Consider the following 18,429-nt stretch of genomic DNA (forward strand, 5'->3'; position numbering starts at 1 on the left):
CAATGACCCCCTCCCCCAGCCGGCCCGTGCCGCGATCCCTCCCCCTGACGTTTCTCCTGGCCGCGCTGCTGCTGGCGGCTGGCGCGGGCGCGGCGTGGGCGCAGAGCGTCACCCTCGATCTCGGTGCGGGCGGCACCACGGAACGGGCGCTGCAGCTCGTCGCGCTGATCACGGTCCTGGCGCTCGCGCCGTCCGTGCTGGTGATGGCGACCTCGTTCACCCGGATTGTCGTGGTGCTGTCGATCCTGCGCTCGGCGCTCGGCACGCAGACCGCGCCGCCCAACACGGTGATGGTGAGCCTGGCCCTGTTCCTGACCGCCTTCGTGATGGCGCCGACAGCGCGGGAGGCCTACCGGACCGGCGTCGAGCCGCTGATGGCGGGCCAGATCAGTCAGTCCCAGGCGTTCGAGCGGGCCTCGGCGCCGTTCAAGACCTTCATGTTGCGCAACGTGCGCGAGAAGGACCTCAAGCTGTTCCTCGACATGGCGCGCCAGCCGGCCCCGGCGGGTCCGGAGGCGATCGGCCTGGAGATCGTCACCCCCGCCTTCATGATCTCCGAGCTGCGGCGCGCCTTCGAGATCGGCTTTCTCTTGTTCATCCCCTTCCTCATCATCGACCTCGTGGTCGCCTCGGTGCTGATGGCGATGGGCATGATGATGCTGCCGCCGGCCACGGTCGCGCTGCCGTTCAAGCTGATCTTCTTCGTCCTGGTCGACGGTTGGACGCTGGTGGCGGGCTCCCTGATTCAGAGCTACGGAAGCTGAGGCCCGTCACGATACGATTCGAGGTTGTGGCGGCCGCGTAACGAGGACGCCGACGCATGGATCTGACGACCACCACCACGCACTGGGCCCCGCGGATGCTGAGCATCCTGCGAATCGTCTCGGCGCTGATCTTCATGGCCCACGGGACGCAGAAGATCCTCGGCTTTCCGGCCAGCTCGATGAACCCGCCGCTGCTATCGCTGCCGGGCATCGCCGGCCTGCTCGAACTCGTCGGCGGCGCACTGCTGGTGGTCGGGCTGTTCAGCCGGCCGGTGGCCTTCATCCTCTCCGGCCAGATGGCCTTCGCCTACTTCATCGCCCACGCGCCCAAGAGCTTCTTCCCAGCCCTGAACGGCGGTGACGCGGCGATCCTCTTCTGCTTCGTCTTCCTCTACATCGCCTTCGCCGGCCCCGGCCCGTGGAGCATCGATGCGCAGCGCGGCCGCGGTCGCGTCTGACCCTTAGCCCGGCGGCGGGGACGGCGCCTCGGCGCGGTTGCCCGTCGCGGCGCTGCCGGGTTCCGGCACGGCGCTGTCGGGGTAGCGCTTGCGGTACTCCGAGAGGAAGGCGGCAAGCGTCTCCGCCTTGGTCGCCCGCAGCGCCGCATCGCGGAAAGCAGCGGAGCGGGGCGCATCCGGCCGCGTCAGCATGGCGAAGGTGCGGGCATCCGCGCTCTCGGCCATCGGCCCCGCGAACTTTGCCTTCAGCCGTTCGAGCCCGAGGGATTCGCCCGCGAGTCCGTAGGCGATGCCGGCGCGGATCACGTCGGCCCGCGCCGTGTCGTCGAGGGGCTTTCCGGAGCGCCATGCCGGCCCGAGGATCATCTCGTGCGCCTCGCCCGCCTCGCGCCAGCGCCGGGCTGCCCACAGGATGTCCGCTCGCAGCCGCTCGGCGTCGGCGCCGGTCTCGCCCTCGACGGTCTCCAGAGCGAGATCGGTGCGGGAGAGATCCGACAGGGCGCGGGCGCGCAGCATCGCGCGGGCGCGGCGCACATCCTCGGGCAGTTCGGGCAGGTGCGTCGCGTCGAGCGTCTGGAGCGCCTGGAGCGGCTTGCCCTCCATCAGCCGGATCGTGGCAAGCCGCGCCGAGACCGAGGAGCGGGCCGCACCCTCCAGCCGGTGATCGATCTGGTACTGCAGCAACTCGTCCGCGGACTCGAGCAGATCGAGGGCCACGAGGCGGTCGGCGAGGCGCCGCACGATCTCGTCGGCGCGCCGGCCGGCGGGCGCGAAATCCTTGAAGTCGAAATACAGCGCCAGCGCCTCGACACCGCCGAGCCGCTCGCCACGCGCGCCCAGGAACAGATCCTCGAACACCGCCAGGGCCCGCTCGTGCAGCGCGCGCGCGATCGGCGCCTCGGGGCTGAGCGCGTTGGCGCGGCGGGCGGTGGTGAAGATCTTGCGCCAGCGCCCGGCCTCCTCGTAGAGGCCGCCGAGCGCACCGAGCGTCCCGATCTCGGTCGGGCCGCCGTGCCAGGTCAGGGCCAGAACCTCCAACTGATCGATTGCTTCGGGCAGGGGCGTCTTACCCAGGGTGTGGCCGAGGGCGGCCGCGCGCAGGGTCGCTTCCGCCGCCAGCGGCCAAGGCGCTTGGTTCCGCAGCGTTTCGTAGGCCGCCAGCGCCGCCGCGCCGCGGCCGGTCGCCTCGTCCATCTTCGCCCGCAGCAAGGTCAGCCGATCGCGGGTGTAATCGGTGGCAGCACGGGTGGCGGCGATCGATTCGCGCGTGACCGCTTCCCAGTCGCCGGTCTCGACCGCGGCCTCGGCGGCGGCGGCGTGGAACAGCGATGCGAGGGGTTCGGGGTAGCGCTCCAAGACCGATTCGCCGGCACGCAGCGCAACAGCCGCCTCGTTCCACCGGCCGACCAGGGCATCGGCGTAGCCGCGCCAGAGCCGGGCTTCCGGATTGGTGGCGAGCCGCTCGTCGGAGAGGAGTTTACGCGCCTCTTCGGCCCGCCCGATCCGGGCGAGCAGGATGCCGCGCATCAGCGCCGTCTGCCGGTCACCGTCGATCACCACATCCTCGGCAGCGGCGGCGCTCAGCGCACCGAGCGCCTCCACGTCGAGGTCGTTGGCCATCATCGCCCGGGCGAGACCGAGACGGGCGCCGCCTCGGTCACGGCGATGGGCCTCGACAGCGGCGGCGAGTCCCTCCCGCAGCGTCGCGCGCACGTCGCCGCGCTGCGCTTTCTCCCAGGCGTCGCGATCGACCGCCAGCTCCGTGACCGCCCCCACGGGCGGATCGGCGGGGCGGGAGATGCCCGACACGGAGAGCCCGCCATCGCGGCCTTCCCTTGCCCCCTCTCTCGCGCCCTCACGGCCGATCGTCACGCCGTCGAGGTCCGGCCGCACGATGAGGTCGTCGGCGTTGGCGAGAACGGCGAGGCCGAGCCGGCTCGGAATCAGCTCGAACTCGACGAAGCGCTGCGCCTTGACCACGCCGGCAGGGCGGCTGCCGTCGGTGGTGACGACGGCAATGCGCTCGCCGTCGAGATCGAGCCAGCCGGCCGGGCCGGCCTGAGGTAGCCGCACGGTGACGCCGAGCCGGCCCTGGGCCGTCGGGGCGCGCTGCGCGGTCAGGCTCTCGCTCGGGGCGAGACCCTCGCCGGTCGCCAGCTCCCATCCGGCGGGCTCGGTGACGGGCAAAAGATCGACGAGCCGTCCCGCGGGCGCGGTGAAGCGAAGGATGGTGAAGCCGCCGCTCCGCAGCGGCGGCGCGAGGGCGACGAGGCCGGTGGCACCGGGCGGCGGCACGGCAACCGGCTCGGTCGTGGCGAAGACGAGGGTGACGATGCCGCCGCGCTCGAACAACGCCGCCGGCACACGCTTGGCGAAGGGGAAGACGAGGCCCGAGCCCGCCTTGCGCGACAGCACGGGCGGCGCGGCGGCCCGCGGCGATGCGTCGGCGCTCGATGTAGCAGGACGCGCGGCCTCTTTCGGCGCCTCCTTCGCAACTTCGGCCGAGGCTCCGGCAGGCGAAGCGGATGACGTCGCAGTCTCGGGTGTCTTCGGCTTGGTGACGAAATCGATCGCCACGACATCTTCGTCGCGCAAGGTGGCGAGCATCACGCCCTCGGCCGGGCTCGCGACGATCCGGGCCTCGCCGGATTCCGTCTCGACCGTGACACGGCCGAGATTCGGGTCGAGCCGGCCGCGGAGGGCGTGGTCGTCGATGCGCCACGCCCCCGGCAGCGTCAGCAGCGTGCCGGTGCCGTCCGGGGCGAAGGCGGCCTCGGAGCCCGCCGGCAGGCGCAGGGAGAGCCGGGTGCGGGCATCGGTGCGGGCGAGTTCGAGGGTGAGCGGACGCGGCACCGGGGCCGGGTTGCGCGCCTTCAGGCTGGCCTCGGCGGCGGCGGCCCGGCGGGCGAGGTCGGCGACGACCTCGGTGGGAAGCGGCGGCAGGAAGCCGTTCCAGCTTTCCGGCAGGAGATCGATGAAGACCTGCTCGCCGGCATCCTGCACGTTGACGCGGTAGGGCCGCTGCAGGGCGAGGCGCAGGGCCGAGCCGTCGGGGTCGCGCCGCACCACGGTGACGTAGTCCGGCATCCCCGCCGCGATCCGCTCGGGGCCGGGCCCCACCGCGCCGCCAAAATTGAGCACGAGGATCGCGCCCGACAGCCGAGCCTTGACGGAGACCGGCTCGTCGAAGGTCAGGACGATGCGGCCGAAGCCCTCCGGCGGCTGCGCGCCCTTGGCCGAGACGAGTCGGGCCGCCTCCGCCGCCGAGGCCGCGGCGCAGAGGCCGACGGCGAAGCCGGCGCGCAGGAGAGCCCTGCCCGGACGCCGCTTTGCCTGACCGGCCCGTCCCCCCATCGCCCGAAACGCCCGCCCTCACCGGCGGCCGGCCTTCGGAGGCCGGGCGCCGAACGCCACTCGTGCCGGCACTCTCGCCCAGCGCAGTGAACGGGCGCTTAAGGACGAACCTTCGTTACGAGGCTTTGCGCAGGACGAGGCCGGGGATTGCCTTGCCCTTCTCGCCGAACATCTCCTCCGCCTTGCGGCAGCTCTCATCGACGTTCTTCCGGTAGGCTTCGGTGTAGCCCATGCTGCGCATGAGCAACTCGCCCTTCGAGATCGCGTCGAGATCGACGCCCATGGCGGAGACCACTGCCTTGAACCGCTCGTAATCGGGCTGCGCCTCCTTGCAGGATTCGCCGACGAAGCGGACGAGCCCGGCGAGCTTGGCGGCATTCGCCTCCTGGCGCTCCTGCGCCGTCTGCGGCGCCTTCGGGGCAGCATCCGGGGCGGGGTTGGCAGCCTCAGGGCTGGTCTTGACGGTGTCGGGCGCGGCCGGCGCTGGCACCTCGGCCCCAGCGGCGAGCGGCCATGCGAACAGAATCGCGGCGGCGATCGCGAGATGCTTCATCGTGTTTCTCCCTGGGCGTCGTGCTTGATTATTATTTTGAACTTATTTTTCGTCGAACCAGCATAGCGAAGGTGGGGGCTTTGTTCTGCCCGCTTCGCGAAGCTTTGTCGAAGTGCCGGCCGCGCAGCATGTCGCGGCCGGCGCCGATCAAAATCAGACCCGCTTAGCCGCGCGTGCCGCCGCCATAAGCGCGAAGGCGTAGATCAGGCCGACCTCTTCCAGGCGGTCGAACCGCCCGGCGGCGCCGCCATGCCCGGCCTCCATGTTGATCTTCATGAGGACCGGGCCACCGCCGGTCATGGTGGCGCGCAGCCGCGCCACCCATTTGGCGGGCTCCCAATAGGTCACGCGCGGGTCGGTGAGGCCGCCGAGCGCGAAGATCGCGGGATAGGCCTTGGCGGCGACGTTGTCGTAGGGCGAGTAGGCCAGGATCGTCTTGAAGGCCTCTTCGCTCTCGGCCGGGTTGCCCCATTCGGGCCATTCCGGCGGCGTCAGCGGCAGGTCCGCGTCGAGCATGGTGTTGAGGACATCGACGAAGGGCACGTCGGCGACGATGCCGGCGAACAGCTCCGGCGCGAGGTTGGCGGCCGCCCCCATCAGCATGCCGCCCGCGCTGCCGCCATGGGCGACGATCCGCCCCTGCGTGGTGTAGCCCGCCTCGATCAGCGCCCGGCCGCAGGCGACGAAATCGGTGAAGGTGTTGGGCTTCTTCTCGCGCTTGCCTTCGAGATACCAGTTCCACCCCTTCTCGGTGCCGCCGCGGACATGGGCGATGGCGTAGACGAAGCCGCGATCGACGAGGCTGAGCAAGTTGGTGCGGAAACCCGCCGGCATCAGCGTACCGTAGGAGCCGTAGCCGTAGAGCAGCAGCGGCGCCGAGCCGTCGAGGCTGAGCCCGCGGCGGTGCAGCAGCGAGATCGGCACGCTCTCGCCGTCGGGCGCGGTCGCGAACAGACGCCGGGTAACGTAGTCGGCGGGCTCGTGGCCGCTCGGCACGCTCTGGCGCTTGCGCAGGATGCGGGCGCGGGTGACGCAATCGTAGTCGTAGGTCTCGGCCGGCGTCGTCATCGACGAGTAGCTGAAGCGGATGCGCGCCGTCTCGAACTCGTAGCCCGGCAGAAGCCCGAGCGAATAGGCTTCCTCGGCGAAGGAGACGGTGTGCTCCTCGCCCTTCATGTCGCGCACGACGATGCGCGGCAGGGCGTTCTCCAGTTCGAGCCGCACGAGGTGGTTGCCGAGCACGTGCAGGTGCCGGATCATCACGCCGGGCCGATAGGGCACCGCGTCCTGCCAGTTCTCCCGCGCCGTCGCGTCGAGGGGGCAGGTGACGATCTTGAAGTCCACCGCCCCGTCGGCATTCGTCAGGATGACGAGATACGAGCCCCAGTTCTCGACCGAGTAGATCAGCCGCTCCTCGCGGGGCGCGACGCAGGCCAGCGCGCCCTCGTCGTCCGCCCGGTCGAGCAGGTGGACTTCCGCCGTTTCGTGGTCGCTCGCGGTGACGGTGAGGTAGGTGCCCGATTGGGTGCGGCCGATATTCACGAAGAAGCCCGGATCGGGCTCCTCGTAGACGGTCGTGTCCTGCGCCTGATCGGTGCCGAGGCGGTGGCGCATGACGCGGGCCGGACGGTGGTTCTCGTCCAGCGCCACGTAGAAGAAGGCGGTACCGGCCGCGTTCCAGACGGCCTCGCCCGCGGTCGATTCGACCTGCTCCGGGCGGTCCTCGCCGGTGTCGAGATCGCGCACGCGGATGGAGTGGAGTTCCGAGCCCTTGGTGTCGACGCCCCAGGCGAGCAGGCGGTGGTCGTCGGAATGGGCAGCACCCGCGATCTCGAAGAAGGCGAGGCCCTCCCCTTCCCGGTCGCCATCGAGCAGGATCTGCTCGCCGATCTCGCCGATCTCGCCGTCCTCCGGCTCCTCGGCGATGCGGTGGACGGTGCGCGGACGGCGGCAGATCAGTGGATGCTGCCCGCCCTCGCGGTGGCGGGAGTAATAGGCAAAGGGTCCGTCGGGCTCGGGCACCGAGGCATCGTCCTCGCGGATGCGCCCGCGCATCTCGGCGACCAGGGTTTTGCGCAGGTCGGCGGAGCCGCTCAGCGCCGCCTCGGCATAGGCATTCTCGGCCTCGAGATAGGCACGGATATCGGGGGCCAGGGCCGACGGGTCCTTCAGCACCGCGCGCCAGTTCTCGGCCTTTAGCCAAGCGAACGGGTCTTCGACGCGCCGTCCGAAAAGCTCGAAGGCGTGCGGGCGCGTCTCGGCAACGGGCGCCTCGGGCGGTAGGGCGAAGGGGGGTGGCTCGAAGGTCATCGCCGGACTCCGGTGGAAACGCTTGGCTGGCAACGCTTGGATAGACGCGTCCGATATCAGGCGGTGTGCCGTGCGACGGCCGTGGCCGCAAGGCTGGCAAACGAGCCGCCCCTTCGTCGCACCCTCGCCGCGACGCGAGAGCGATGAGGGCGGGCGGGCCACCGCCCCGGAAGCGATGTCGAGCATTCACGACAAATTGCGCACGTCCCAGATCGCGAGGAATCCGTTCAGTTGTGCATACCGGCCCCGTCTTGCAGGTCTAATTTGGATGTTCTAGGTAGAACCCGTGACTGCGGGGGCGTCACGCCAAACCGAAATCAAGCGGCACCATTGCACAGGCCGATAGGTACCTGTCCGTTTCCGTCTTCGCACAGGATGATGGGCCGGATCGATTGCGCGCGATGCACCGCCAAGGGACAACCACGAACATGAACGAAACCGAGACGCCGGTCGATTACGTCGCTCTCACGGCCGACATCGTCGCCGCCTATGTGAGCAACAATCCGGTGCCGGCCGCCGAACTTGCGGGTCTGATCGGCAACATCCACGGCGCCCTGATCCAGGTCGGAACGGGCCGGGCCGCCGCGCCGCAGCCCGTGGCCCAGGAGGCTCTTCAGCCGGCCGTGCCGATCAAGAAGTCGATCCAGCCGGACTATCTCGTCTGCCTGGAAGACGGGCGGACCTTCAAGTCGCTGAAGCGGCACCTGCGCGCCAAATACAACCTCTCCCCCGAGCAGTATCGCGCCAAGTGGGGCCTCTCGCCCGACTACCCGATGGTGGCGCCGAACTATGCCAAGGCCCGCTCCGACCTTGCCAAGGCGATCGGCCTCGGCCAGGTGCGCCCCGGCTACGACGCGGCCGCCTGAGGTTTCTCCCGGCCCGGCCCTCACGCGAAGCCCGCTGCGCCGCCCTGTTCAGGGCCGGCGCAGCGGCGGCTCATGTGGGCGGAGATTGACGAATCGGGTTATCAACAACAAAGTCGTGGAACGGCACAACTTCTGCTGCATTGCCCCCACATGAGCGACGACAGCCCCTCCGAACAACTTGCCAAGACCAATGAAGCGCTCGCAGAGTGGGCGGCCCGCTCTGCCTGCGACAGTGACCGTCTGATCGATCGCTTCGAGCAGATGGGATACGCGGTGCGCGGCAAGTCCGAGGACGAGATCGCCGAGATCCTCAAGAAGCCGCCGACGAAGCCGTCTCAGGCCTGAAACCGCCGGAAACCGGCAGCGTGACGGTGCAACCAGAGGCGGCATCAAAGTCTGTCAAGACTTGTATTAGGACGATTTTCCCTTAGCCTCCCGTAGCGGTTCCGGTTCGGGTGGTACGATGTCAAAAGGACAAAACATGAACAAAGCGGGTGGTCTCGGACGCGAGGCTGAACGCCTGCTGGCGGCGCTGGCGCCCGAAGGCGCCTACGCCTTCCCCGATCCGAGTGCGCCGGAAACGCTGATCGTGCGCAGCGGCGGACGCGGGGTGTCGCTGGGTGCCGGGCGTTTCCCGGTACGGGCCGGCGAAGCGCTGGTGGCGGCGGAACTCGCGTCGCGTGACGACGGGCGGCGCAACCGACTGGTTATCGGGGCGGCCGGGCGCGCCCGCTTGCGGCGGGCGGAAATCGGCGGACCGGACAGCTTCCGGATGCAGCATCTCGCCGTGGTCCGGGAAGGCACGGGCGATGGGGAACGTGTGCGGGATACGGCGGAGAGCCCGCTAACCTGGATGGCGCGGCGGCGCGGGCGCGACGGCGAGCCGCTGATCGATGCCGCCGCCTTCGCGGCGGGGGAGCGGCTACGCCACGACCTCGCCTCGGCGCAGATGATGCCGCAACTCTCGACCGACTGGACCGCCCCACGCGTCGATGGCGGCGGCCCGCGCGATCCGAGTTCAGGGTCCGACCGGGTCATCGCCGCGCGCCAGCGGGTAGACCTCGCGCTGGCGGCGGTGGGCTCGGATCTGTCGGGGCTTCTGATCGACCTGTGCGGCTTTCTCAAAGGCCTCGAGCGGATCGAGGCGGAGCGGCGCTGGCCGGCCCGTTCCGCCAAGGTGGTGGCCCGGATCGCTCTCGGACGACTCGCCGAGCATTACGGCCTCGCACGCGAAGCGACCGGGCCGGAGCGGGCCCGCACCCGCGCTTGGCGCCTCAAGACGGACCAGCCGCCGGCCTCGTCCTGAGACCCTTCCGCCCGCCGTCGTCAGGTCTCGCGGCGGGTCAGTTCAGCGTCTGAAGGCGGCCCGCATCCTTCCGGATGCGGTCCACCATCGCGCGCACGCCGTTCGAGCGCTTCGACGTGATGTGCGAGCCGAAATCGAGACGCTTGAGCAAGTCGAAGCCGTCGGCCTTGATCGCCTCGTCCGGCGTCTTCCCCTCGTAGAGCGCCACCATCAGCGCCACGAAGCCCTTCACGATATGGGAATCGCTGTCCCCTTCGAGCTTCAGCGCTGGGTGGCCCGCGTCCTTCTTCAGCGACACGTCGATCCACACCTGGCTTTCGCAGCCGGAGACGCGGTTGTCCTCGACCTTCGCCGCTTCGGGCATTTTCGGCATCAGCTTACCGAGTTCGATGACATACTCGTAGCGATCCATCGGATCGTCGAGGATCTCGAAGTTCTCGATGATGGTGTCGAGGTCGGGAAGCATGGCACTCGCGTTCAGGCGTGTCTGGGAATCGAACCCGATATAGCGATCGCAGGCCGAGGCCGCGAGGCACCCGCCTGCGCCGATTGTATCAGCTTAAGGAAGGCGAGATCGTCGGAGCCACGTCGGCGCGAACCTCGGGCAACTGCAGATGGAGCGGATCAGCCTCGGTCGCGGTGCCGCAAACCGCGATCTCGGCCTGCGCCGCGTAGGCCGCGATGAGACGGGGGCCGAGCTTCGGCACCCCCTCACGTCCCGCGGCCGCAGCCTCGCCGGCCCCGGAGATCACCGAGAGGCGCACCGGCGCGCCGGCCGGGGCATCGATGCGGATGGAGATGCCGCAGGTCACCGTCTCCGTCGTGGCATCGAGACATTCCGCGACGACCTCGGCTACGATCATGCCGAGCGCGTTGGCGGTGCGCGGCTCGACCAGGCTCGTCCCGTCCCCCTCGACCGTCACGCCGATCCGCCCGGCCCGGCGCAACTGTCCGAGCCCGGACGCGAGCCGGTGCAGATAGTCGCGCAGATCGATCGAGGCGATGTGCGGCGCCTCGTGCAGATGCTGCTGCACCAGGGCGATCGCCCGCACCCGCTGACCCAGGGCATCGAAGCTGCCACGGCAGGCCTCGGGCGCGGCGCGGCCGTAGAGGCCGATCAGGCTCACCATCACCTGAAGGTTGTTGCGCACCCGGTGATAGATTTCTGCGAGCAGCGTCTCCTTTTCGACCAAGGCGTGCTCGGCATGCTCCTCGGCATTCTTCCGGTCGGTGATGTCGAAGCACGAGCCGAGATAGCCGTGGAAGACGCCGTTCTCCTCGAGCGGACGGCCGGTATCGAGAAGCCAACGATAGGCCCCGTCGTGACGGCGCAGCCGGAACTCCACGGTGAAGGGAAGGCGCGACTCGACGGCCTTCTCGACGATCTCGGCGTGCCGCTTGAAATCGTCCGGGTGCACGCCGCCGCGCCAGCCGTCGGCGATCTCCTCGGCGAGCGGGCGGCCGGTGAACTGGAGCCAGCACTCGTTGTGATAGGTCGAACGCCCGCTCTCATCCGTGCGCCACATCATCAGCGGTACGTGGTCGGCGAACCGGCGAAAGCCGTCGCCGAGGTCGAACGGGGTGTCCGCCCCATGATTCCCCGAAAGTCCGCCCTGTGGCGTGTCAGCACCCATACCGCTCGTCTGTTCGCTTATCGCAGCCTGGAAACGACGTTCTCTTCGCGCCGGTCAACGTGCGCGGTGTTGGGCCGTTCCGGGCCTTCCACAAGTCGATGCGTCCTGTCGTCCGGAAAAGCCTTCGTTACAAGCCACGGTGAGACCAAGTTTCACGAAAGCTCCATCATCTCGCGGATGCGCGCGGCGAGCCGTTCGACCGGAAACGGCTTGGTGATCATCTGCATGTCCGGATCGAGCGGGCCCCCACCGAACGTCGCGTTCTCAGCGTACCCCGTCATGAACAGCACCCTCAGTTCGGGCCGCAGGGTGCGGGCGTGGTCTGCGAGTTGGCGCCCGTTGAGGCCGGGCAGGCCGACATCGGTGACGAGAAGATCGATCCGGGCGGAGGATCGCACGATCTCCAGGCCGGACGGCCCGTCCGGTGCCTCGATCGCGCGGTAGCCGAGCTCGCGCAGCACTTCCACGACGAGGTCGCGCACCACCAGCTCGTCTTCGACCACGAGGACCGTCTCGTTCCGCTCCGAACGCGCCGGCTCAGGCGGCAAGGCCGACGCGCGCTCGGACGACAGCGCACCACGGTAGCGGGGCAGGCAGATCGTCACCGCCGTCCCCCGGCCGGGCTCGGATACGATCCGGGCATGTCCCTCCGACTGACGGGCGAAACCGTAGATCATCGACAGGCCGAGACCGGTCCCCATGCCGAGGGGCTTCGTCGTGAAGAACGGCTCGAAGGCCCGGGCCGCGACCTCCGGCGGCATGCCGTGGCCCGTATCGGTGACGCGGATGCAGACATAGGCACCTTCGCGGGCGCCCGAATGCAGGCGGAGATCGGCGGGCCCAAGATGAGCATTGCTGGTCTCGACCAAGAGCCGGCCGCCCTCCGGCATGGCGTCGCGCGCGTTGATGGCGAGGTTGAGCACCGCGTTCTCGAGCTGGTGCGGATCGCAGAGGGTGGGCCAAACGCCCTCCGTCGCGACGATATCGAGATGGACCTGCTCGGGGAGCGCGCGCCGCAGCATCTCCTCCATGCCGGCCAGCAGCACATTCACATCGACGGGCTTCTGTTCGAGCGGCTGGCGCCGGGCGAAGGCGAGCAGGCGATGGGTCAGCGACGCGGCACGGTGTGCCGAGGTGAGGGCCGCCCCGGCATAGCGCTCCAGGGTGTCGATGCGGCCCTGGGCGATGCGGGTCTGCATCAGGTCGAGCGAACCGATGATGCCCGTCAGGAGGTTGTTGAAGTCGTGGGCGATGCCGCCGGTCAACTGGCCGACCGCCTCCATCTTCTGCGCCTGCCGCAATTGCTCCTCGGCGAGGCGCTGGTCGGTGATGTCGCGGCCGACGATGTGGAAGCAGCCGCTCTCGGGCACCGCGGTCCACATGACCGTGCGGCGGCGCCCGTCCTTGCTGAGGATGCGATCGACGAAATCGGTGATCTGGTCGCTCCCGGCGAGCCGGGCCAGCACGGCGCCGGTACCGGCATGGTCCTCGGGGTCGATGAAATCAAGGAACGGGCGTTCGAGCAGCTCCTGCTCGCTCCAGCCGAGCAGGCGCCCCCAGGCCGGATTGACGCTGCGGAGATGGCCGTCGAGGCCGGCCGTCCCCATTAGGTCATTGGTGGTCTGCCAGAGGCGGTCGCGCTCGCGCGTGCGCTCGCCCACCTCGCGCTCCAGCATCGCCTCGATGCGCTTGGCATCCGAGATGTCGGTGACGAACAGGTAGGCCCCGTCGGTCGAGCCGTCCGGCATCGGTCGCGGCAGGTAGCGGATGTCGGCGATACGCGGGCTGCCGTCCCGGCGCGGCCAGGCCCGCTCGGCGCGTACGTCGCGGCCGGCACGGGCGCTCTCGAAGCGTGGCCGCGCCTCGGCGAAATCCGCCGGCCCGATCAGCGCGGCGAGCGTCTGCCCCACCGACTCCGCCGGGGCGACGCCGAACCAGTCGGCGCTGGCGGCATTGGCGAAGCGGCACACGCCGTCCGCATCGAACAGGGCGATGAGGACTGGCAGCGAATCGGCGATCAGACGCAGTTCGCGGGCGTTGGCGCGCTCGGCCTGCTCCGCGCGGGCGCGCTCGGCGGCATGGCCGACGCGCTGGGCGACATCCTCGACCAGCCCGATCTCCTCGGCACGCCAGACCCGCGGCTTCGGCTCGTGCAGGTAGAGGATCGCCCGCAACCGCCCCTCGCGGATCAGCGGCACGACGACGAGAGAGCGGCAGCCGATCGAATCCCACGTCGCCGCGTAATCGTGCCCAGCCCGCGGGTCGGCGTAGCAATCCTCCACCACGAGGGTGAGCCCGGCCCGCAATTCCGCGATCACCGCCGGGCCGAACCCGTCGAGGATGCGCGACGCGCCTGCGAGGCTCGGCACCGACGGGTCGCGGGTCCAGTCGCGCTCGACCCGCACGATCTCGCCGGTCTCGTCGATCTCGCCGTAGCCGGCCCGCGCCACGCCGATATGGGCGCCGAGCGTCGCGGCCGCGGCCAGCGTCACCGCCTGCGGCTCGTCCGCCTCCCGCAGCCGGTCGTTGAGGCTGAGCAGGAAGGCTTGGCGTTCTTCGGCGAGCTTGCGGTCGTGGATATCGGTGCAGGTGCCGAACCAGCGCACGATCCGCCCCTCCGCATCGCGCACCGGCTGTGCCCGGCCGAGCACCCAGCGGTAGAGGCCGGAGCGGTGCCGCAGGCGATACTCGATCTGGTAGTTTTCACCCGTGGCGAGGGCGTGCTGCCATGCCGCCCAGGCCCGCTCACGGTCATCGGGATGGAACATCCCGTTCCAGGCCTCGCCGTCGGTCGTGCCGGCGGGGACGCCGGTGAACGCGTACCAGCGCTCGTTATAGAAGTCGTGGTAGCCGTCGGGCCGCGTCGACCAGATCATCTGATCGACCGAGTTGATGATCCCGCGGAAACGGTCCTGGCTGTCGCGGAGCGCCTGCTCGATGCGCTTGCGCTCGGTGATGTCGAAGCTGACGCCGGGGAAGTGGCGCGGCGTCCCATCCTCGCCGAGGGTGCAGCGACCCTGCGCGGCAACCCAGCGGATGCTGCCATCGCCCTGAACGAGGCGGTACTCCGCATCGAACTGCCCGCCCGTGCCGAACACCGCCCCGATGCTCGCTTTCAGGCTTGGCAGGTCGTCGGGGTGCACCCCGGAAAAGAATGCGGCGATGGGTGCCCCGGCCGCCGCCATCTCCGGATCGACGCCATAGAGCGCGGCAAAGCGCGGATCGGCGGTGACGCGATCGGCCGCGACGTCCCAATCCCAGATGCCGATGCTGCCTCCGGCCGAGAGTGCCATCTCCAGGCGCTCGTCGCTGCGGCGGCGCGCGCGCTCGGCCAGCACCTCGGCGGTCGTTTCCGCCGTGACGCAGATCATGCCGTTGATGCGGCCCGCATCGTCGCGCACCGGTGAATAGGTGAAGCTCCACCAGCTCTCCTCGGGCACCCCATAGCGGTCCATGAGGAGCGGCAGGTTGCGCTGGGCCACGCTTTCGCCGCGCAGGGCGGCATCGACCAGCGGGCCGATATCCTCCCACAGGTCGGCCCAGATCTCGCGAAAGCGCGCACCGAGGGCCCGGGGCAAGCGGTCGCCGAAGACCGGCCGGTAGGCATCGTTGAAGAAGGAAATCCCCTCGGGTCCCCAGGCGAGGAACATCGCGGCCGGGCAGGCCAGCATCGTCGCCAGCGTCGTGCGGAGAGAGACCGGCCAATCCTCCAGCGGACCGAGCGGTGTGTCCGACCAGGGATACGCGAGGATCTCCCGGCCCGTCTGCCCGCCCTCCTCAAGGAAGCGCAGGGACGCCGGCACGCCCTCGCCGTTGCGCATTCCGGTCATCGAACGACCTTCCGCCGGCCTTGAACGCGATCTGAACCGGGGGCGGGCACGGCGGCTGCGGACCGATGGGACAGAGAAGGCTTCTTCGCAGATACCTCCCTTGCGACAGGTTGTATCCGAGAAGGCTGGTGAGGGCTGTGCATCCGATCCTTGCGGCGGATCAATGCGGAACCCGCCGAAACACGCTTTGTGAGTCTTCGATCGGACACGGGCATCGGGCAGACGATTCCGACATGACGGACATGACACACAACAAATGTGGTATTCGCTGCGTCGCCGAAAACGGAACCTGCATCATCACCCACGAAACCTAGTCCTTTTTTGCATTGCAATAAGTTCGAACGATCGTAATCAGCCGTTCGGCTCATGAAATGTCGTCGAAGTGCTTGCCTCATGCGGCGAGACGTGCATTCTACCCCTCGTCCGTATCAGACCCGGCGAGAGAGCCCAGTTCGGCCCAACATGCCGTTCATGGCGTCGAGGAGCGACCGCCCCCGGAAGCTTCGAGGCACAATCCCGCAAGGGTTGGACGATCTGGAGGGTGGCGCTTCGGCACCGCTCCGAAGGACCTTCCAAACCGGCCGAGGCGCCGGGAGGTCCCCAGGAACCCATGACAGAGGGGGGCACGAAGTGCTGGCAGCGGGCATTTCGAATGCCCGGACGTCGTGGGGAGCCTGATGAACACGGACGATTTCGCCTACGATTTCGACGCGCCCGATTCGGACTGGAACTACGAGCCGTCGCGGGCCGATCTGTTCCGGCAGATCGACGCGCCCCTATATACCACCGATTCCAACGGCTGGCTGACCTACTACAACGAAGCCGCCGCACAGCTTTGGGGGTTCCGCCCCGTGATCGGCAAGGCGCGCTGGTGCGGGGCTTGGCGGCTGTTCGAGGCGGACGGGGCGCCGCTGCCGCACGACCTGTCGCCGATGGCGCTCACCCTCAAAGGCGCGCGCCCAGTGCGCGGCGTCCAGATCGGCCTCGAACGGCCGGACGGGAGCCGGATGGCGTTCCTGCCTTACCCGACGGCATTGCGCGACGGGACGGGCGCCGTGGTGGGGGGATGCAACATCCTCCTCGCCGTCGAGCGTTCGAGCCTACGCGTTCCGCTCCGCGGGGCGCTCCAGGGCCGGCCGACGCTTCGGGCCGCCCAACTTGCGAGCATGCACAGATGTTCGGCGTGAGCTTGCCGCGTCTGCCTCGGCGATCCACCTCATTCGAGCGAAGCGATCCGCAGGATGTCTCCCCGGATCGCCTTGCCGCCTGAGGAACTTGCCGCCTGAGAAACAGGAGGAAGCCATGTCGGTCGATACCAACTGGAGCCTCGACGCCGTCCAGAGCCTGCGCAGCATGGCCCGCGAGGGCATACCCCTCTCCGTCATCAGCCTGCGGCTCAAGCGGCCGGTCGATGCGGTCTGCGCCAAGCTCGCCGAACTCGGCATCACGCCCAAGCTCGAGCTCTGACCGGACGGGCGCCGGGGCATCGCGCCCGGGCGCCCACCCGCCGGACCTACCAGGTTCCGGTGTTCTCCATGGAGGCCCACGGCTCCTGCGGCGGCTTCGCCCCGCCCTTCTGCAGGATCTCGATAGAAATGCCGTCGGGCGAGCGCACGAAGGCCATGTACCCGTCGCGCGGCGGCCGGTTGATGGTCACGCCCGCATCCTTCAGCCGCTGGCAGAAGGCGTAGATGTCGTCGACCTGATAGGCGAGGTGCCCGAAGTTGCGCCCGCCGGAATAGGTCTCCGGATCCCAATTGTAGGTCAGCTCGATCAGCGGCGATTTCGTCGCCTCGGCCCGCTCGACATCCCCCGGAGCGGCGAGGAAGACGAGGGTGAAGCGGCCCTTCTCGTTCTCGACGCGCCGGACCTCCTTGAGCCCGAAGGCATCGACGTAGAAGGCGAGCGCGCGGTCGAGGTCCGCCACGCGAACCATCGTGTGCAAGTATTCCATGGCCACACCGGATGATGACAGGGATGGCCGCCTATCTGGCCCGGTGCGCATACCCGTCAACGGTGCGACCGACCAGTCTCTCGCGCGACCTGTCGGCTAGCGGCGGCGAAACGGCCGTTCGACCGGCGGCGCCCGCCGGATTCGACCGGACTGCCGGTGAATAACATCCATTTGAAAAAAGCTTCTCTTGTGGCAACTGCTTGATCCAATTACGATCACTATCGCGTCTCGCAAGCTTTCCGTTAAATTATAGTGACATGGCATTGAAAAATAGAAGGCATTCCTTCGCAACTGACTTGGCGTCGCTGCATATTATAGCATTCAAGAGCTTTTGTTTCCCGAAATGGCAACAGCCAAGATTCGCCTCGTCTCTGCCTGCGATGATGGTCGAGCCGGGCATGCCGCGACCGGGAGACGGCGCATGATTGCCGGCTCGGTCATCCGGGGCGTCGGTGAGGTCGAACACGCGACCCCCGAGCAGATCCTGGCCCATCCCGACTTTGCCGCAGCGCGCCGCGTCTTCATCTCGGAATATGCCAAGGTCTACGAATCCGGCGTGTTTCCCGCCCAGTTCGGCGCCGATGCGGGGCGGGTGACCACCCTCGCCATCATCGTCTGTCAGCATGCCAATTACGATCCGGCGGACCGGGCGACCTGGCCGACGCTGAGCCTGCTCAAGGAGACGGTTGCCCGTTTCGGCTTCGCCAGTCCGAGGCTGATCGACAGCTTCGTCGCGCGCCTCGTGCAGACCAACTATCTCGAACTCCGGCAGCAACCGGGGGACAGCCGCGTGCGCCTCCTGTTTCCGACCGAGCGCCTCCTGGCCTGGGATCGCGAGTGGAAGGCCGCCCACTACGCACCGCTCGACATTCTCTACCCCGATCCGGGTTTCGAACCGGCGCGGCGGCGCGACTTGGACTTCCAGGCGGCCCACGCCCGATCCGCCGTCGTAGCCTTCGACGCGATCATCGCCATGATGTGGAGCAACCTCGAGATCATCGTCTTTCTCAGTAGCACGAGCGCGCTGATCATCCTGCTGACCCTCTCGGAGATGGGCGGCAGCGGCCCGGAGAGCCGCATCCGCGGATCGGATCTCGTCCATCTCGCGCCGCGCTTCGCCGTCTCCCTGAGCCATGTGCGCAACATTCTGGCCGTTGCGCAGGAGCGGAATTTCCTCGTCCGCTCGGGGCCGCGCAACGCCTACATCCACCTCACCCCCCACTGGGTCGCCGCGTTCGACCGCTTCATCGCGGGCAGCCTGGCGCAGAGCGACCTGACCTACCGGCTCGCCCTTCGGCATCAGGCGAAACAAGCTGTCTCCACGGCCTGATCGATCGGCAACGGATTCCGCTCGGCAGGGATCGCCTCTAGAAGACGGGACGCTTTTCCCGACGGCGAGC

15 protein-coding genes are annotated in these 18,429 nt (G+C 68.8%); 8 read left to right on the forward strand and 7 right to left on the reverse strand.

The window, feature by feature from the left end; all coding sequences use genetic code 11:
• Positions 1–2: 2 nt before the first annotated feature.
• Entirely contained in the window at positions 3–764 is a 762-nt protein-coding gene (gene fliP, locus OVA30_RS23650) for a flagellar type III secretion system pore protein FliP (protein ID WP_268177184.1), read from the forward strand.
• A gap of 56 nt (positions 765–820) precedes the next feature.
• Complete coding sequence (locus tag OVA30_RS23655; RefSeq protein ID WP_003604000.1) at positions 821–1,222, forward strand: DoxX family protein; 402 nt, start codon at positions 821–823, stop codon at positions 1,220–1,222.
• A 3-nt stretch (positions 1,223–1,225) separates the two neighbouring features.
• Here OVA30_RS23655 and OVA30_RS23660 read toward each other — a convergent pair whose 3' ends face one another.
• The 3 genes from OVA30_RS23660 to OVA30_RS23670 all read right to left on the reverse strand — a co-directional run bounded on the left by OVA30_RS23660 (position 1,226) and on the right by OVA30_RS23670 (position 7,439).
• On the reverse strand, positions 1,226–4,576 hold the full coding sequence (locus OVA30_RS23660; RefSeq protein WP_268177185.1) for a hypothetical protein: 3,351 nt from the start codon (positions 4,574–4,576) through the stop codon (positions 1,226–1,228).
• A 115-nt stretch (positions 4,577–4,691) separates the two neighbouring features.
• Complete coding sequence (locus OVA30_RS23665) at positions 4,692–5,129, reverse strand: hypothetical protein (protein ID WP_268177186.1); 438 nt, start codon at positions 5,127–5,129, stop codon at positions 4,692–4,694.
• Positions 5,130–5,282: 153 nt separating this feature from the next.
• Positions 5,283–7,439 carry a S9 family peptidase gene (locus OVA30_RS23670; protein ID WP_268177187.1) on the reverse strand — a complete coding sequence of 719 codons (2,157 nt, stop codon included), beginning with the start codon at positions 7,437–7,439 and terminating at the stop codon, positions 5,283–5,285.
• A 428-nt stretch (positions 7,440–7,867) separates the two neighbouring features.
• Here OVA30_RS23670 and OVA30_RS23675 point away from each other — a divergent pair, with 428 nt between their 5' ends.
• The 3 genes from OVA30_RS23675 to OVA30_RS23685 all read left to right on the forward strand — a co-directional run bounded on the left by OVA30_RS23675 (position 7,868) and on the right by OVA30_RS23685 (position 9,611).
• The gene (locus tag OVA30_RS23675) at positions 7,868–8,305 is read left to right on the forward strand and encodes a MucR family transcriptional regulator (protein ID WP_003606492.1); all 438 of its coding nucleotides are present in this window, start codon (positions 7,868–7,870) and stop codon (positions 8,303–8,305) included.
• Between the two features lie 150 nt (positions 8,306–8,455).
• On the forward strand, positions 8,456–8,650 hold the full coding sequence (locus OVA30_RS23680) for a hypothetical protein (RefSeq protein WP_003606491.1): 195 nt from the start codon (positions 8,456–8,458) through the stop codon (positions 8,648–8,650).
• Positions 8,651–8,786: 136 nt separating this feature from the next.
• Positions 8,787–9,611: a DUF6456 domain-containing protein gene (locus OVA30_RS23685; protein WP_268177188.1), complete on the forward strand. Its 825-nt coding sequence runs from the start codon at positions 8,787–8,789 to the stop codon at positions 9,609–9,611.
• Positions 9,612–9,648: 37 nt separating this feature from the next.
• Here the strand turns inward: OVA30_RS23685 and OVA30_RS23690 are convergent, their stop codons facing one another.
• The 3 genes from OVA30_RS23690 to OVA30_RS23700 form a co-directional block, all read right to left on the reverse strand.
• Complete coding sequence (locus tag OVA30_RS23690) at positions 9,649–10,077, reverse strand: SufE family protein (protein WP_012252219.1); 429 nt, start codon at positions 10,075–10,077, stop codon at positions 9,649–9,651.
• 88 nt (positions 10,078–10,165) lie between these two features.
• Complete coding sequence (locus OVA30_RS23695) at positions 10,166–11,245, reverse strand: sensor histidine kinase (protein ID WP_012752078.1); 1,080 nt, start codon at positions 11,243–11,245, stop codon at positions 10,166–10,168.
• A 152-nt stretch (positions 11,246–11,397) separates the two neighbouring features.
• Positions 11,398–15,075 carry a PAS domain S-box protein gene (locus tag OVA30_RS23700; protein ID WP_268177189.1) on the reverse strand — a complete coding sequence of 1,226 codons (3,678 nt, stop codon included), beginning with the start codon at positions 15,073–15,075 and terminating at the stop codon, positions 11,398–11,400.
• 677 nt (positions 15,076–15,752) lie between these two features.
• Between OVA30_RS23700 and OVA30_RS23705 the strand changes: the two genes are divergently transcribed.
• Positions 15,753–16,262, forward strand: coding sequence for a hypothetical protein (locus OVA30_RS23705; RefSeq protein WP_003605562.1), 510 nt, complete (start codon positions 15,753–15,755; stop codon positions 16,260–16,262).
• A 115-nt stretch (positions 16,263–16,377) separates the two neighbouring features.
• Entirely contained in the window at positions 16,378–16,542 is a 165-nt protein-coding gene (locus OVA30_RS23710) for a hypothetical protein (protein WP_003605560.1), read from the forward strand.
• 46 nt (positions 16,543–16,588) lie between these two features.
• Here OVA30_RS23710 and OVA30_RS23715 read toward each other — a convergent pair whose 3' ends face one another.
• Positions 16,589–17,029, reverse strand: coding sequence for a VOC family protein (locus OVA30_RS23715; RefSeq protein WP_003605558.1), 441 nt, complete (start codon positions 17,027–17,029; stop codon positions 16,589–16,591).
• Positions 17,030–17,450: 421 nt separating this feature from the next.
• On the opposite strand from OVA30_RS23715, the gene OVA30_RS23720 reads away from it, so the two are divergent.
• Positions 17,451–18,359, forward strand: coding sequence for a hypothetical protein (locus OVA30_RS23720; protein ID WP_268177190.1), 909 nt, complete (start codon positions 17,451–17,453; stop codon positions 18,357–18,359).
• Positions 18,360–18,429: the final 70 nt, after the last annotated feature.

The sequence above is a fragment of the Methylorubrum sp. SL192 genome (assembly GCF_026672325.1).
GTDB lineage: Bacteria > Pseudomonadota > Alphaproteobacteria > Rhizobiales > Beijerinckiaceae > Methylobacterium > Methylobacterium extorquens.